The sequence below is a fragment of the Nocardia sp. NPDC056000 genome, assembly GCF_042269265.1.
Classification (GTDB): Bacteria; Actinomycetota; Actinomycetes; order Mycobacteriales; family Mycobacteriaceae; genus Nocardia.
The window spans coordinates 342225-357889 of record NZ_JBHJXS010000006.1 but is presented as its reverse complement, the minus strand read 5'-3'; the positions used below and the strand labels follow the sequence as shown (position 1 = coordinate 357889).

General features: G+C 67.4%; 14 protein-coding genes. 13 read left to right on the top strand and 1 reads right to left on the bottom strand.

From position 1 onward, the window contains the following. Positions 1-3: 3 nt before the first annotated feature. From ACFC4D_RS20210 to ACFC4D_RS20150, 13 genes are all read left to right on the top strand, one after another. Positions 4-405: a phosphopantetheine-binding protein gene (locus tag ACFC4D_RS20210; protein ID WP_364643814.1), complete on the top strand. Its 402-nt coding sequence runs from the start codon at positions 4-6 to the stop codon at positions 403-405. A 1-nt stretch (position 406) separates the two neighbouring features. Then, complete coding sequence (fabG, locus tag ACFC4D_RS20205; RefSeq protein ID WP_376065302.1) at positions 407-1186, top strand: 3-oxoacyl-ACP reductase FabG; 780 nt, start codon at positions 407-409, stop codon at positions 1184-1186. Positions 1187-1193: 7 nt separating this feature from the next. Continuing rightward, on the top strand, positions 1194-1640 hold the full coding sequence (locus ACFC4D_RS20200) for a hypothetical protein (RefSeq protein ID WP_376065300.1): 447 nt from the start codon (positions 1194-1196) through the stop codon (positions 1638-1640). Next, complete coding sequence (locus ACFC4D_RS20195) at positions 1637-2887, top strand: beta-ketoacyl-[acyl-carrier-protein] synthase family protein (protein WP_376065297.1); 1251 nt, start codon at positions 1637-1639, stop codon at positions 2885-2887. The genes ACFC4D_RS20200 and ACFC4D_RS20195 overlap by 4 nt, the downstream gene beginning before the upstream one ends. Further along, positions 2884-3273, top strand: coding sequence for a 3-hydroxyacyl-ACP dehydratase FabZ family protein (locus tag ACFC4D_RS20190; protein ID WP_376065295.1), 390 nt, complete (start codon positions 2884-2886; stop codon positions 3271-3273). Before ACFC4D_RS20195 ends, ACFC4D_RS20190 begins: the two co-directional genes overlap by 4 nt. After that, positions 3270-4547, top strand: coding sequence for a beta-ketoacyl-[acyl-carrier-protein] synthase family protein (locus tag ACFC4D_RS20185; protein WP_376065292.1), 1278 nt, complete (start codon positions 3270-3272; stop codon positions 4545-4547). The genes ACFC4D_RS20190 and ACFC4D_RS20185 overlap by 4 nt, the downstream gene beginning before the upstream one ends. Before the next feature lie 14 nt (positions 4548-4561). Next, positions 4562-6883, top strand: coding sequence for a beta-ketoacyl synthase N-terminal-like domain-containing protein (locus ACFC4D_RS20180; protein ID WP_376065290.1), 2322 nt, complete (start codon positions 4562-4564; stop codon positions 6881-6883). Beyond that, positions 6877-7953, top strand: a complete 1077-nt coding sequence (locus ACFC4D_RS20175; protein ID WP_376065288.1) for a 3-oxoacyl-ACP synthase III family protein — start codon at positions 6877-6879, stop codon at positions 7951-7953. The genes ACFC4D_RS20180 and ACFC4D_RS20175 overlap by 7 nt, the downstream gene beginning before the upstream one ends. Further along, positions 7950-9500 (top strand): phytoene desaturase family protein, encoded by a 1551-nt coding sequence (locus ACFC4D_RS20170; RefSeq protein ID WP_376065286.1) that lies wholly within the window; start codon positions 7950-7952, stop codon positions 9498-9500. Before ACFC4D_RS20175 ends, ACFC4D_RS20170 begins: the two co-directional genes overlap by 4 nt. 12 nt (positions 9501-9512) lie before the next feature. After that, positions 9513-11057 (top strand): acyl-CoA carboxylase subunit beta, encoded by a 1545-nt coding sequence (locus tag ACFC4D_RS20165; RefSeq protein ID WP_376065285.1) that lies wholly within the window; start codon positions 9513-9515, stop codon positions 11055-11057. A gap of 117 nt (positions 11058-11174) precedes the next feature. After that, positions 11175-12185, top strand: coding sequence for an acyl-CoA dehydrogenase family protein (locus ACFC4D_RS20160; RefSeq protein WP_376065282.1), 1011 nt, complete (start codon positions 11175-11177; stop codon positions 12183-12185). Between the two features lie 45 nt (positions 12186-12230). Beyond that, positions 12231-13355: a serine/threonine-protein kinase gene (locus ACFC4D_RS20155; protein ID WP_376065279.1), complete on the top strand. Its 1125-nt coding sequence runs from the start codon at positions 12231-12233 to the stop codon at positions 13353-13355. A 58-nt stretch (positions 13356-13413) separates the two neighbouring features. Beyond that, the gene (locus tag ACFC4D_RS20150) at positions 13414-13851 is read left to right on the top strand and encodes a nuclear transport factor 2 family protein (protein WP_376065277.1); all 438 of its coding nucleotides are present in this window, start codon (positions 13414-13416) and stop codon (positions 13849-13851) included. Between the two features lie 44 nt (positions 13852-13895). Here ACFC4D_RS20150 and ACFC4D_RS20145 read toward each other — a convergent pair whose 3' ends face one another. After that, positions 13896-15626 (bottom strand): DEDD exonuclease domain-containing protein, encoded by a 1731-nt coding sequence (locus tag ACFC4D_RS20145; RefSeq protein WP_376065275.1) that lies wholly within the window; start codon positions 15624-15626, stop codon positions 13896-13898. Between the last annotated feature and the right edge of the window lie 39 nt (positions 15627-15665).

Below are 15665 nucleotides of genomic sequence, written 5' to 3'. Positions count from 1 at the left end.
CTCATGTCCGAAATCAATTCCACCGTTATCGAAGCCGTGGCCGCCGCCCTCGGGCTCGACGACAGCGAGGTAACCCTGGAGTCGACCCTCATCGATGAGCTCGGCGCCGAGTCCATCGACCTGCTCGACATTCTGTTCCGCGTCGAGCGCAAGAGCGGCATCAAGGTGCAGGCCTCCGATATCGGTGACGCCATCCAGGGCGGTATCCCGGATGAGGAATTCGGCGATGAGAACGAGATCGTCACCGCGGCCGGCCTGGCCCAGTTGGCCAAGGTGATGCCGCAGATCGATGTCGAGGCGCTGGCCGGCAAGCTGCCCGCCGAGCGGATCATGTCGCTGCTGACCGTGCAGAACCTGGTCGACATTGTGATCGGCAAGGCCAAGGCCGCCGAGAATGCGGCCTGATATGGCTGCCGAACTCGACGGTCGGGTCGCGCTCGTCACCGGTGGGTCGCGGGGGATCGGGCGGGCGGTGGCATTGCGCCTGGCCGCCGCCGGTGCCCGGGTCGCGGTGAACTATCGCTCCGGGAGCGCCCAAGCCGAGGATGTGGTGCGCGAAATCGACGCGCGCGGTGGGAAAGCCATTGCCCTGGGCGCGGATGTCGCCGAGCCGGAGCAGGCGCAGACCCTGGTCGAGCGCACCGTCACCGAACTCGGCGGGCTCGACATTCTGGTGAACAATGCCGGAATCGCCAGGGACGGACTGATTTTCAATCTCGCGGAAGCGGATTGGGTCGAGGTCATGCGCACCAATTTCGGCGGCACCTTCAACTGCACCAAGGCCGCCATGGCGCATTTCATGGGTCAGCGCGCGGGCGCGATCGTGAATGTCTCCTCGGTGATGGGGGAGGCGGGCTGGATCGGCGAATCCAACTACGCCGCCTCCAAGGCCGCCATCAACGCGTTCACCCGGTGCAGCGCACTGGAACTCGCGCGATTCGGCGTCCGGGTGAACGCGGCCCTGCCGGGCTTCACCCCGACCGAACTGGTCGGCGGCCTGCTGGCCAAGGACGGCGGGCGCTCGATCAAACAGCAGATTCCCGTGCGCGAGTTCGCGAGTCCGGAACAGGTGGCCGAGGTGGTCGCCTTCCTGGCCGGACCGGGTGCGGCGTATATGACCGGTTCGCTGGTGCGAGTCGACGGCGGCGCGGGCGCCGCGCTCGGCCTCGGCCGCCCCAAGCTGTGAGGACTGTATGCGATTCCACCTGGTAGACCGCATCGAATCCTGGACACCGCATACCGAGATCCGGGCGCGCAAACTCACCTCGGCGGCCGAGGAGTTCTGGCGTGTGGGACCGGACGGACCGGTCATGCCGAAACCCCTTGTGCTGGAGGCACTCTGCCAGGCGGGGGCCTGGCTGGTCATGCTCAGCAGCGACTACGCCCGGCGAGCGGCGCTGCTGAGCATCGAGCACGTCGAATTCGAATCCGAGGTGTACAGCGGCGATGTGCTCACCATCGACGGCACGGTCATCTCGAATTCCGATGAGGTCGCGGTGCTGGACGGCACCGTCACCGTCGGGGAGCGGCGGGTGCTGACCGCCACCGGGGTGATGTGCGCGCTCATCGACACCGGCAAACTCGATGACCCCGAACGGGTTCGCCTGCACGGGGAACAGCTGCTCGGGGGTGCGCTGTGAGGCGGGTCGCGATCACCGGTATCGGCGCGGTGACGCCGCTGGGCAATACTGCCGTCGAGACCTGGGCGGGTCTGGCCGCCGGGCGCAGCGGCGTCGGCCCGCTCACCACCTTCGACGCGTCCACCTATCCGGCGCGAATCGGGGGACAGGTCAAGGACTTCCGCTGTACGGACCTGCGGGATCGACGACTGCCCGACGCGGGACGGTACGGCATCGCCGCCACCCGTGAGGCCCTGGCGCAGGCCGGGATCGGCCCGGGCACCTATGCGCCCGAGCGGATCGGCATAGCGGTGGGAGCCAGTGTCGGCCGCCCGGAATTGCAGACCGTCGTCGATGTCGCGTACCTGCGCGATCAGACCGGGGCCACCGAGATCTATCGGCACGCGCCGCGAGATGTGCTGTACCGCAATGCCAATATCACCCTGTCCGCGCTCGCGGTCGCGGCAGACGCGGCCGGGCCGATGATCAGCGTCAGCACCGCCTGCGCGGGCTCGGGACACGCCATCGGTGAGGCGTTCCGGGCCATTCAGGACGGTGACGCCCTCGCCATGGTCGCGGGCGGCACCGACACACTGACCAGCTGGATGGATGTGCTCGGCTTCGGACTGCTGGGCGCGCTCACCGTCGACTACAACGATCGGCCCGAAAAGGCTTCCCGCCCTTTCGAAGCCGATCGCTCGGGATTCGTGATCGGTGAGGGCGCGGTCATGGTGGTGCTCGAGGAGTGGGAGGCGGCGCAGGATCGCGGCGCGACCGTCCTCGCCGAATTGCGCGGCTACGCCTCGACCTTGAACGCGTACCGCATCACCGATTCGCCACCGGACGGCGGCGGTGCGATCAGCGCCATGACCGGCGCGCTCGACGATGCCGGAATCGCGCCCGCCGATATCGATTACGTGGTCGCGCACGGGACCGGGACGCCCGGTAACGATCTCTCCGAAACCATCGCCATCAAATCCGTATTCGGCGACAGCGCCGCGCGGTTGGCGGTCAGTTCGCCGAAATCCATGACCGGGCACCTGACTTCGGCGGCGGCCTCGCTCAATGTGCTGGCCGCGGTCGGCGCGCTGCGTACCTCGATCGTGCCGCCGACCATCAACCTCGATCGGCCCGATCCCAAGCTCGATCTGGACTACGTGCCCAATATCGCCGCCCATCGCGAGGTCGGTGCGGTGCTGGTGAACGCCTTCGCATTCGGCGGCACCAACACCTGCCTGGTCGTCGCCAAGCCACAGGAGCACGAATGAATCCGGCATGGGAACCGATCCTGGACGGGGTGCTGCTCGTCGAACCCGGACAGCGTGCGGTGACGGTCCGCAATATCCCGGCCACCCTGGCCATTTTCGACAGCCACTTTCCGCGCTTCCCGGTGCTGCCGGGGGTGCTGCTGCTCGACAGCATGATCGAGACCGCGAAATACGTTGTCGGCGAACCCGGTCCGGCCTGGCAGGCGAGTGAGGCCGGGGTGGTGCGCTTCCGGCACTTCGTGCAGCCGGGGGATCGTGTCATCATCGAGGCGACGCTGACCACCGCGCCCGGCACGTTCAAGGTGCAGGCCAAGGTCGGTGATCGGGTGGTCGCCACCTGCCGGTCGCTGCGCCTGAGCCCGGTCGAGGCGGTGGTGCCGGTATGAACGGGGTAGTCGTCACCGGTATCGGACTGATCACCGCCCTGGGCGAGGGCCAGGAACCGACCTGGCAGGGACTCATCGAGGGCCGCACCGGAATCGGGCCGATCGCGACCTATGACCCCGCATCACTGCACACGCGCCAGGCCGCGCAGTTGCGGGACTTCGATGTTCGTACTTACCTGGAGCGCAAGGCTCGCCGCTTCATGGCCCCGGTCGATGAAATCGCCGCTGCGGCAGCGTTGCTCGCGCTACGAGACGCGGGACTCGACGTGGCCGAGCTGGATCCGGCGCGCACCGGGGTGTTCGCGGGCGGCAACAAGGAACTGTGCCGCCCCGAAGGCGTGGTCGAGGGCGCGCTGGCGGTGCGCGGTGCGGACGGCCGGGCCGACTTCCGCAAACTCGGCGAGGTCGCCTCCTCGGTGTTCCCGCCACTGTTCTACGTCGAGGGTTTGCAGCCCGCCGTGCTGTTCTTCCTGTCCCAGATGTTCGGGGTCCGTGGGCCGAACGCCTATTTCCACGGCACCGCGGAGGCGGGAGCCAATGCCGTCGCCCGGGCCGCGCGGGCACTGCGGCGCGGTGAGGCCGATATCGCGGTCGCGGGCGGATTCGACGATCCGACCTCGTGGTGGCCGATGTCGCATATGGACACCATCGGGGTGCTGTCGGATCGAAATGATCTCGGCCCCTCGGCTTTCCGGCCCTTCGACCGGGATCGCTCCGGTTCGGTGCTCGGCGACGGCGCGGCCTTCCTCATTCTGGAACGCCGGGACGCCGCACTCGCGCGCGGTGCGCGCTGCTACGCCGAGATCGCGGGCTCGGGCCTGACCAACGACCGGCAGGCGCTCACCCCCGAACCGCACGGGCGGGCGCTGGCCGCGGCCATCACCCGGGCGCTCGACGATGCCGCCATGCCGGTCGATCAGGTCGGGTACATCGCCGCGCACGGCTGCGCCACCCGGCTCGGCGATGTCACCGAAACCCGGGGCATCCGAACGGCATTGGGGTCCACCGCCGACACCGTGCTGGCCAGCAGCGTGAAACCGCAGACCGGGCATCTGGTCGGCGCGGCCGGTGCGCTCAATATCGCCGTCGCCGCGCTCACCCTGCATCACGCGATCGTGCCGCCGACGCTGCACCTGGAAACCCCGGATCCGGACTGCGATCTGGACTGGGTGCCCAAATCCGCGCGCCCGGCCGCCACGCTCACCGGCGCGCTGGCGCTGGCCCGCGGGCTGGCCGGTCAGCAGGTGGCGCTCGCGCTGCGCCCCATCTCGTAGACCCGGAGGAACTCATGTCGAAAACCATCGACCGCATAGTCGTGAGCGGAATGGGGGCCGTCACCGCCTTCGGCATCGGCCTGCAACCGCTGTGGGAGGGTGCGCGAGCCGGTGCGGTCGCCATTCGCCCGGTAGCCGGACTGCCCATGGCCGGATACCGGACCAAGCTCGCGGGGGAGGTGCCCGAGGAGGTAAAGCCCTCGTACGCCGGGATTTCCGATGTCGTGCGGGAGCCGTCGCTGGATTTCGCGCTGGTCGCCGCCGAGGAGGCGCTGACCGCCAGCGGACTCGCGAAGCTCGTGCCGCCGCAGCGCTGGGGCGTGGTGTTCGCGACCTGCAACGGTGGATTGGTCAGTGGGGAACAGGCATTGCGCGCCGAGGCGAGCGGGCAGCCCGCACCGTTCGAACAGCTGCTGCTGGTATCACCGCAAACCATCGCCGAGGTGATCGGCGCGGCCTTCGGATTCGGCGGGCCGGTGCTGTCGGTGAACACCGCCTGCGCCTCCGGTGCGCACGCCATCGCGCACGCGGTGGAACTGCTGCGCGACGGGCATGCCGACGCGCTGCTGGTGGGCGGGAGCGATTCGCTGTCGGGGGTGACGTTCGCGGGATTCAACAGCCTGGAATCACTGTCGCCCAATCCGGCCGCGCCGTATTCGAAAGGGCGCGATGGTCTTTCGCTCGGCGAGGGCAGTGGCATGTTGGTGCTCACCCGGGCGGAGATCGCGGCGGCGCACGATGCGCCGGTGCTGGCCGAGGTGCTCGGCTACGGGCTGTCGGCGGACGGATATCACGCCACCGCACCGCATCCCGAAGGCGCGGGGGCGGCGCGTGCCATTGTCGCGGCACTCGCCTCGGGCGGTGTGCGGCCCGAACACGTCGGGTATGTGAACGGGCACGGCACCGGAACGCCCAAGAATGATCCGGCCGAAGTCGCGGCGGTCCGAACGGCTTTCGGCGATGGCACCTCGAAAACCCTGTTGAGCAGTACCAAATCGATGATCGGGCATCTGCTCGGTGCGGCGGGCGCGGTCGAGAGCATCGTGACCGTACAGGCGCTGCGGGAGCAAACCGCGCCGCCCACGGCCGGATTCCTGGAGGCCGATCCGCACTGCGCCATCGATGTGGTGCCCGGCGGCTCGCGGCCCCTCGACACCGCGGCCGCGCTGTCCAACAACTTCGCGTTCGCCGGGGCCAACGCCAGCATCCTGTTCGGACTGCCCGGCCGGATCGATATTCCGGCACCGGCCGATGAACCGATCGTCATCACCGGATTGGCCGCGCTCGGCCCGGACTGGAACACCATCGCAGGACTGCACACCGCCTACCGCGACTACTCGGCCGCGGACCGCAGGCCCGAACGGTTCGCGGCACTGCTCGGCAACCCCGAATGGGAACTGCCGCCGCGGGAACGGCGTCGCGTCGACCGGCTCGGCAGGTATGCCATCATGGCCTCCGCCATGGCGCTCGCCGATGCCGGACTGGCCGGGGCGGAGCGGCCCGCACCGCGCATCGGCGTGGTGCTGGGCACCGGGCTCGGACCGCTCGCCAGCATCGAGGAATTCGTGGTGCCGCTGGTCGACTCCGGGCCGGAGAGCGCCAATCCGGCGGTGTTCCCGAACACCGTCTACAACGCCGCCGCCGGACAGGTCGCCATGAAACTCGGGCTCACCGGCGTGACTTCCACGCTCACCGCCGCGCACGCCGCGGGTGCGGCCGCGCTGTGCGTCGCGCGCGATCTGCTGCGCCGAGGAACCGCTGATGCCATCGTGGTGCCCGCCGTCGATACCTTCTGCGCCGCGGCGCAAACCGCGTACGGACGCCTGCCCGCGTTCGCGCGGTCACCCGAATACATTCCCACCGAGGGCGGATACGGCATTGTGCTGGAACCGCTTTCGAAGGCGCTGGCGCGCGGTGCGGTGCCGCGCGCGGAATTCGCCGGATTCGGTATGGCCTCCGACGGTCGCGGCATCGGCGAATTCGATACGGACGGAGGCGGTTTCGAACGCGCCATGCGGGCCGCGCTGACGCATGCCGGGCTGACCGCGGCGCAGGTCACGCGCATCCAATCCAACGCGGCCGGGATCGAAGCCTTCGACACCGCCGAATTCGCCGCCATCGGAAGGGTTTTCGACAGCACCGAACCGTTCGTCGAAACACCGAAGCGGTGGCTGGGCGAACCGGTCGGCGCGGGCGCGCACCTGGCCATCGCGCTCGCGGCCGAACAGCCGCTCGACAAGCCCGTGCTGATCAACAGTTCCTCGCCGGGCGGCACCCATATCAGCGTGGTGCTGACCCCGGTGCGCACCGCCGACGACAGGAGTACATCGTGGTGACGATCGCCAGCACGGGCGCGTATCTGCCGGGCGCACCGCTCACGAACGACGATATGGCGGGGCTGTGCGGAACCCTGCCGCCCGAGGTGCTCGAGGGTTTGCAGGTGCAGCGCAGGCACTGGGCCATCGATCCGATCTCCGGCCACCATCTGGTCAGCAATGGGGAGATGGCGGAGGCGGCCGCGCGGCAGGCGCTCGACCGCGTCGGGATCGAACCCGGGGATGTCGAACTGCTGGTCATGTCGACCTCCAGCCCGGAATACCATCTGCCCGCGCAGGTCACATTCGTGCAGGCGCGACTCGGGCTGACGCGCTGCGCGGTGGTCGAGGTGCGCTCGGGCTGCGCGGGCGCGGTGCAGGCGCTCGATATCGCCTGGCGCATGCTGGAATCCGGGCGGTACGCCAATGCGGTGGTGATCGGCAGCGAGATCATCTCACCGCTGCTGTTCCCGTATCTGCGCAGCGGCGATCCCGAGGCCGTGCGGTTGCGGGATCGAATCTCGTTCTACAACTTCGGCGATGGTGCGGGCGCGGTCGTGCTGACATCCGGTGACGGCCCGGATCGATTGCACGGCAGCGTGAATGCCTGCATCGGCGGTGATCGCCAGCCCGGTATGCACATCGTCGGCGGCGGTACGCACGCACCGATCGCCGAACAGCTGGCCGCACGGCAGATGGTGCGATTGAACCTCGATGTCGTGCAGTCCGAGAAATTCGGGCCGACCGTCTTCGTGGAAGCCCTCGACGCCCTGCTGCGGGCGAGCGATCTGACCATCGACGAGATCACCGGATGCGTACTGCCCGAAGGCAACGCGCCCTACTTCACCGCCGAACTCGAATCCGCGGGCATGTCCGCCGAACAGTGGAAAACCGTGCAATCCAAGATCATGGAGAACCTCTCCGACGTGGGCGCGACCGGCTCGGCGGCGGTGCCCATCGCACTCGACGACGCCTGGCAGCACGGGCGCATTCGCCCGGGTGACAAGGTGCTGCTGCTCGGAATCGAAACCAGCCGTTGGATTTACGCCGGAATGGCGTTGACCTGGACAGCAGAGAAGAGCCCGCGATGACGATTCTGGTGGATGCCGCACAGGACAGCTATGACGTCGTGGTCATCGGCAGCGGGCTGGGCGGCCTGACCGCCGCGGCGCTGCTCGCGCAGACCGGGCGCAGCGTGCTGGTGGTGGAACGGCACAACCGGCTCGGCGGTTATGCGCACTCGTTCACGCATAAACGGCAGATCTTCGATTCGGCGGTGCATTTGATCGCCGGTGCCGAACACGGTGAGAGCGGATTTCCGAGCATGCTGCCGCTGCTGCTGGATTACCTCGGGGTCGCCGATCGGTGTGAGTTCCGGCAGCTGGATTCGCTGTACCGGGCCATGTTTCCCGGCACCAGCGTCGACATCCCCACCGGGCCCGAGTTTCTCGACGTCCACACCCGGCTCTTTCCGGAGGAGAAGCTGGGACTGCGCCGCCTGCAACGGCTTTCGACACAGCTGGCCCGCGAGGTGATGCGGACGCCACCGGATCTGCCGTCCGAGGATCTGCTCGCGGCCGGGCTGCCGCTGCTGCACGAATACCGGCATCGGACCGTCGGAGAGGTCTTCGATCAGCATTTGCGCGATCCGAAATTGAAGGCGCTGCTGGGCACGCTGTGGCCGTATCTCGGTGTGCCGCCCAGTTCGGCGGCCTTCGACACCTGGGCTCCGATGCTGATGAACTATGTGGATCTGGGCGTCTACTACTGCGTCGGCAGTTTCCAGAATCTGGTCGACGGCATCGCCTCGAGTCTGACCACCGCCGGTGGTGAGACGCTGCTGAAGACCTCGGTGCGGCGCATCACCGTCGAGAACGACCGCGTCACCGGGGTCGTCCTCGACAATGGGCAGCGCATTCGCGCGCAGACCGTCATCTCCAATGCCGATCCGCTCCAGACCTGCGACGAGCTGATCGGTGAAGCCGTTGTGGGACAGGAATATACGAAGCGACTGCGGGATATGCGCCCATCGCTCTCGGCGGCGGTGGTGTTCCTGGCCACCGATCTACCGCTCGAGGAGATTGACGTCGCGCACGAAACCTTCCTGTACGACCACTGGGATCACGACATCGTCTACGACCGCATGAATGCCGGTGAGGTGCCCGCGCTCGCGGTAACCGTTCCGACACTGAGTGATTCATCACTGCTGCGCGGGCGGGCCAAACACCTGGTGACACTGTCCACGCTCATCGCCTACGACGCGGTGGACTCGTGGCGGGCGCACAAGCCGCGCTATGAGCAGCTCATGCTGGAGAAACTCGAGCAGGTGATACCCGGGATCGGCGGGCATATCGACTTCGCCGAAGCCGGAACACCGCGAACCATGGAGCGCTACACGCTCAATCAGCAGGGCGCGATCTACGGCTGGGCGCACACCCCGGACCAGAGCTCGACCGATCGGATGCCGCATCGCGGGCCCGTCGACGGACTCTTCTTCTCCGGGCATTGGACCCAGCCCGGCGGCGGGGTGCTCACCGTGGTCAGCTCCGGCATCCAGACCGCCGAATTGGTCGCGGGCGCACCGGTTTTCGTACCGGCCTTCGATCGCATCGATCGCTTTCAGGCATCCACCAGATAAAAGGGGTATCGAATGCGCAGAGCCACAGCGGAACTGGCCGATATCAAACGACGCGTGCTGGATTGGCCGGATACGGCCGCCACCGCGGCCCAGCACGCCAAAGGTAAGCTCACCGCCCGCGAGCGCATCTCGATCCTATTGGACGAGGGGTCATTTCACGAGGTCGACGCATTGCGCAAACATCGCGCCACCGGCTTCGGATTGGAGAACCGCAAACCCCATACCGATGGCGTGGTCACCGGCTGGGGCACCGTCTTCGGCCGCACCGTCTTCGTCTACGCGCAGGACTTCCGGATCATGGGCGGGGCGGTCGGCGAGGCGCACGCGCAGAAAATCCACAAGATCATGGATCTGGCGCTGGCCGCCGGTGCGCCCCTGGTCGGACTGAATGACGGTGCGGGAGCACGCATTCAGGAGGGCGTCACCGCGCTCGCCGGATTCGGCGGGATCTTCCAGCGCAATGTCGCGGCCTCCGGGGTGATCCCGCAGATCAGCGTGATCCTGGGGCCGTGCGCGGGCGGCGCGGCCTACAGCCCCGCGCTCACCGACTTCATCTTCATGGTGCGCGAGACCTCGCAGATGTTCATCACCGGGCCCGATGTGATCGCCGCCGTCACCGGGGAACAGGTCACCATGAACGGACTCGGCGGGGCGGATGTGCACGCCGACACCTCCGGGGTCGCGCATTTCGCCTACGACGACGAAGCCGGATGCCTGCACGATGTGCGATACCTGCTGGCCATCCTGCCCGCCAACAATCGCGATCCGGCCCCCGTCGCCGACACCCCGGACCAGCCGGATCGGCGCTGCGAACGCGTCTACGACATCGTGCCCGCCGACGGCAACCGGCCCTACGATATGCGCACCGTGGTCGAGGAGATCGTCGACGACGGGGACTTCTTCGAGGTCCACGAGAACTGGGCCGCCAATATCCTGTGCATCTTCGCGCACCTGGACGGGCAGCTCGTGGGGATCGTCGCGAACCAGCCGATCGTGCTGGCGGGCGTGCTCGATATCGCCGCCTCGGAGAAGGCCGCGCGCTTCGTGCAGATGTGCGACGCGTTCAATATCCCGATCGTCACCCTGCTCGATGTGCCCGGATTCCTGCCCGGGGTCGATCAGGAACACCACGGCATCATCCGCCACGGCGCGAAACTGCTGTACGCGTACTGCAATGCGACGGTGCCGCGGATTTCGGTGGTTATGCGCAAGGCGTACGGCGGGGCGTACATCGTCATGGATTCCCGATCCATCGGCTCCGATCTGGCATTGGCGTGGCCGACCAACGAGATCGCGGTGATGGGTGCCGAGGCCACCGCCAATGTGATCTTCCGCCGCGAGATCGCCGCCGCCGACGATCCGGAAGCCCTGCGGCAGCAGCGCGTCAAGGAATATCGCACCGAACTCATGCACCCGTACTACGCCGCCGAACGCGGACTCGTCGACGATGTCATCGATCCCGCCGACACCAGAATCGCCCTCATACGCGGACTGGCGATGCTGCGGCGCAAGCAAGTCGGACTGCCGATCCGCAAGCATGGGAACCCACCGCAGTAGCTCCGCGCGAGCCGAATCACCCGAAATCACCCATATCGGCACTGGTAGTCTCCCTGTGCCCGAGGTCGCCATGTCGAATTCACGGTGGGCCTCGATCGGGATCTGGGAGGGAACCGAATGAGTGTGGACTGGGTACGCGCGGCCGAAACACTCGTGTGTGAAGTGCTCGACGATCACGCCGCGGACGTCGATCGCACCGGCAAGATCCCCGCCGCGCATTTCGACGCTCTCGCCGAACGCGGGTTTTACGGATTCCCGCTCTCCGAGGGCATGTCACCGGACATCCTCATCGATACCGCGGCGACGATCATCAGCGGTTGTCTCGCAACGGGTTTCGTCTGGGCGCAACACCTGGGAGCCCTGCGCGCCGTCGCCTTCAGCCCCGACGCAGCGCTGCGCGAGCGCTTCCTGCCCCGCATGCTCGCGGGCACCTACCGCTGTGGCGTCTCCTGGGCGGCGGCCCGCGCCAACCCCACCCTGTTCGCCGAACCCGTCGCGGACGGCTTCCTCCTCACCGGCACCGCCCCCTTCATCACCGGCTGGGACTACATCGACGCCGTCGCCACTGCCGTCCGCGTCCACGCCAGCGGCACCGAATCCGTTGCCACCCTGCTCATCCCGATCCACGACACCGCCGCCCTCACCGCCACCCGCCTCCCCCTGACCGCCGCCGACGCAAGCGCCACCGTCGCCCTCCGCTTCACCGAATCCTTCGTCCCCGACTCCACCCTGATCTCCATCAAACCGGTCGACGAATCCGCCCCCAACCCCCTCAGCGACTGGATCAACGGCGCCCTCTCCCTGGGCATCCTCATCCGCATCAACCGCTACCTGGCATCTCAACCGATCGACGCCACCCCCTACAGGGCCCAACTCGCCTCTCTCCGAACCAAATACGCCACCGCCCTCGGCAACCCCGCCCTGACCCACTCCCTCCGAGCCGAAATATCCCAAGCCGCCCTCACCGCAGCCGCAGCCGCCGTGGTAACCACCGGCAGCCGCTCCACCCTCACCCACACCCCCGCCGAACAACTCATGCGCGAAGCAACCTTCGCCCTCGTCTGCACCACCCGCACCCCCATCAAATCCACCCTCCTACAAGCCTTCACACCCACCGTCGAATCCTGACGTAGGGTTCACCGAGGTATCGAGTTGTGGAAGGTGTTGTCAGGGGTGGCATTCGAGCCTGGGACGGTGTTCGCCGGTTACACCATCAGAAAATTGGTCGGCTCCGGCGGAATGGGGCAGGTGTATCTGGCGCAGCATCCGCGGCTGCAGCGGCAGGTGGCGCTCAAGGTCGTCAATTCGGCACTGAGCGCGGATCCGAAGGCGCGGGCGCGTTTCGAGCGTGAAGTCGAAGTGGTGACCCGGCTCGAACACCCCAATATCGTTGCCATACATGACCGCAGCGGTCCCGGAGATCCGGTGCTGTGGCTGGCCATGCGCTACGTATCGGGCGGGGACACCGCCGAATTGATTGCACGCGCCGACGGCCGACTGCCCGCCGATCGCGCGCTGCACCTGATCACGGGAGCCGCACGCGGGCTTGGCTTCGCGCATCGCCAAGGGGTGCTGCATCGGGATGTGAAACCGGCCAACCTGCTCATCGAACAGATCGATGATCTCGAGCAGGTGCTGGTCGCCGATTTCGGAATCGCCCGCAGCCTGGACGACACTGCGACACGGTCGACGGTCATGGCCAGCCTCGCCTACGCCGCACCGGAACGATTCGAAGGCGTCCCCGTCGACCTTCGTGCCGACGTCTACTCGCTCGGTGCGACCTTCTACGAAATGCTCACCGGGCAAACACCATTCCCGCGATCGGATCAAGCCGCGGTATTCGCGGCCCACCTCACCGCACCACCGCCACGCCCGACCGCGCTTCGCCCGGACCTGCCCGGCGGCCTGGACGAAGTGATCGCCACCGCGATGGCGAAATCACCCGGCCACCGATTCTCCGACTGCATGGAATTCGCGACCGAGACCGAGCGGGCGCTCACTTCGTCGGATCGCGCCACCATGGTCAACCCCCGGCATCTCGTGCCGAAGCCGCCGGCTTCAGCGCCGCCGAAGTCCCCGGCGGCCGAACCGGCCGAATCAGGTAGCCCCGTGCGAGCGATCGTATTCATCGCGGTATCGCTCCTGATCCTGCTGGCTCTCGTCATCGCTCTGATTCGCGGCGTATCCAGCGCGGGCCACCGGCAGTCGATGGAACCGACCACCGCCGCGGGGGCAGCAATCGCAATGCCGATCAAAATCGCCCCCGTTCAAGGCTTCACGTCCGCGGTCGACTTCTGACGAGCGCCGCGGCGGATTACCGCCGGAACCGTGCGGCGGGGGCGGCGAGGATCGAGGGATGACCGTCGACTCGCTTGCCGTTTTGCAGAAGTTCTATGACGCCGAGGCTGCCTATGTGCGTGGGGATGCGGGGGTTGAGGGGATGGTTGTTTATTTGGCGGCTGATGTTGTGATGTCTCAGGCCGGGGTGCTGCCGTATGGAGGGGAGTGGCGGGGGGCTGAGGGGTTCGCTGAGTTCTTGACGGCTTTCGGGGAGGCTTGGAGTGCGTTGGAATTTCTCGAGCAGTGGTTTGTCGTGGAGGGGGATGTGGTGGTTGTGCACAGTCGGGGGCGATTGACGGCTCGTGCTACGGGGCGGGGGCTGGAGACGGAGTTGGTTCAGTGGATCACTTTTCGGGATGGGCTTATTGCTGGGTTTCGGCCGTTCTATCGGGATACCGCGGCGGTGCTGGACGTTCTCGGGGTGGGTTATGAAGGGGCTGGGCGGAGTCGGTGAGTTCCTGCTAGTTTTCGGGCCCGCATCGGGGCCTTGAAGGTTCGCTATGACGGCTGCGGGTCGTCGAGTTTGCGCGCGTTCTCCGCGCGTTCCAGCCATTCCAGCCAGAGGCCCGCGCCGAGGCGGGGTTCGGCGTAGCCGTCGGTGGTTCGGACTATTCGGGTGCCCGGTTGTTCGAGCCAGCGGACCAGGAGGCCGACTTCCTCCGGCAGTGCGCCGTGCAATGGGGGATGGACGGGTGGGTCGGCGGGGGAGTTGAGGCGGGGCGGGATGACGGTTTCGGCGGCGGCCGCGAGCCGGTCGACCGTCAGCATGGGGGAGATGCCGCGGGGCGCGTTGCCCGCCGAGGCGAGGCGGCCGTGGCGGATGATCGCGAACTGCCAGCCACCGGCTCCGTCGGGGTGGGCGGCTATCAGTTCGGGGATGCGGGTGAGGGCGGCGAGGCGCTGGGTGCGGCGCAGGGCCCGGATAACAGTGACCGTGCGGTCCCGCAGACGGGCTGCGGCCTCGAAATTTTCTGCGGTTGAAAGGAATTCGATTTTTTCCTGGATCGCGATCAGGATGGCGTCGCTATCGCCGGAGAAGAGGGCGCGGACCGCTTCCGGGGCGTGCGCGTACTCCTTTATATATAGGGGTCTGTTTTGGGCGCTCGCCGGGCAACCGCCGACCACGGCGGGCGGGCAATCGTGCGCGCCGTCGCGGGGGATGCGGGCGGTGCAGGTGCGCAGGGCGGAATTCTCGGCGATCGTGGTCGCCACCTCCATGGCATCGGCACGGGAGGTGAAGGGGCCGAGGGAGTCTCGGGCGGGGGTGCGGGACACCGCGAAACGGGGGAACGATTCGTCGGTGAGATTGAGCCACCACGCGCGCTGCGGAAATTTGGAGCGCCGGTTGTACGGCGGAGTGTGCGCGAGCAACAGCCGGAGTTCGCGCACACCCGCCTCGAGCCCGTGCGCACACTCGACATGATCGACTCGCGTTGCCAGCTGCACCATCTCGCGCATGCGCGGACGGGTGTCCGAACCGGTGAAATAGTTGCGGACACGGCGGCGAAGATTCACCGCGGTTCCTATATATAGGACTTCATCGGAGGGACCCCGGAAGAGATAGACCCCGGGGGTGGCCGGAAGGTCCGCCGCGAGAGTCCGTTTCGCGCGCTGGCGGCGCGTCACCTCCGGCAGATAGTCCAGCAGCTCGGTGAGGCTGTGCACGCCCTGATTGCCCACCCGGGCGATGAGCGCGTGCAGCACGTCCACGGTGGCGCGCGCGTCATCGAGCGCGCGGTGCGTGGGACGGGTCTGCGCGCCGAGCAGTTCCGCTATGAAGGACAGCTTCACCGAGGGGGCCTCATCGCGCCCGAGCACCCGCCGCGCCAGCCGCACCGTGCACAGCACTTGGAAAGCGGGCCAGGGCAGTTCGCAGCGCGCCGCCGCGGCGCGCAGGAAGCCGGTGTCGAAAGGCGCGTTGTGGGCGACCAGTACAGCCCCGGCCGCGAACTCCAGAAAACCGGGCAGCACCTGTTCGATGCGCGGCGCGTCGATGACCATCGCGGTGGTGATCCCGGTGATCTGCACGATCTGCGGTGGAATCGCGTACCCGGGGTTGATCAGGGTCGCGAACTCGCCGAGCACCTCACCGCCGCGCACCTTCACCGCACCGATCTCGGTGATGGCGTCGCCGTCCGGACTGGTTCCGGTGGTCTCCAGGTCCACGACCACGAACGTTGTGTCATAGAGCGGTGTTTCGAGCTCATCGAAGGCCAGCTGTTCGGACACGACCCGCAAGCGTAGGCCGGGGGTCCGACAGGTTCGAAG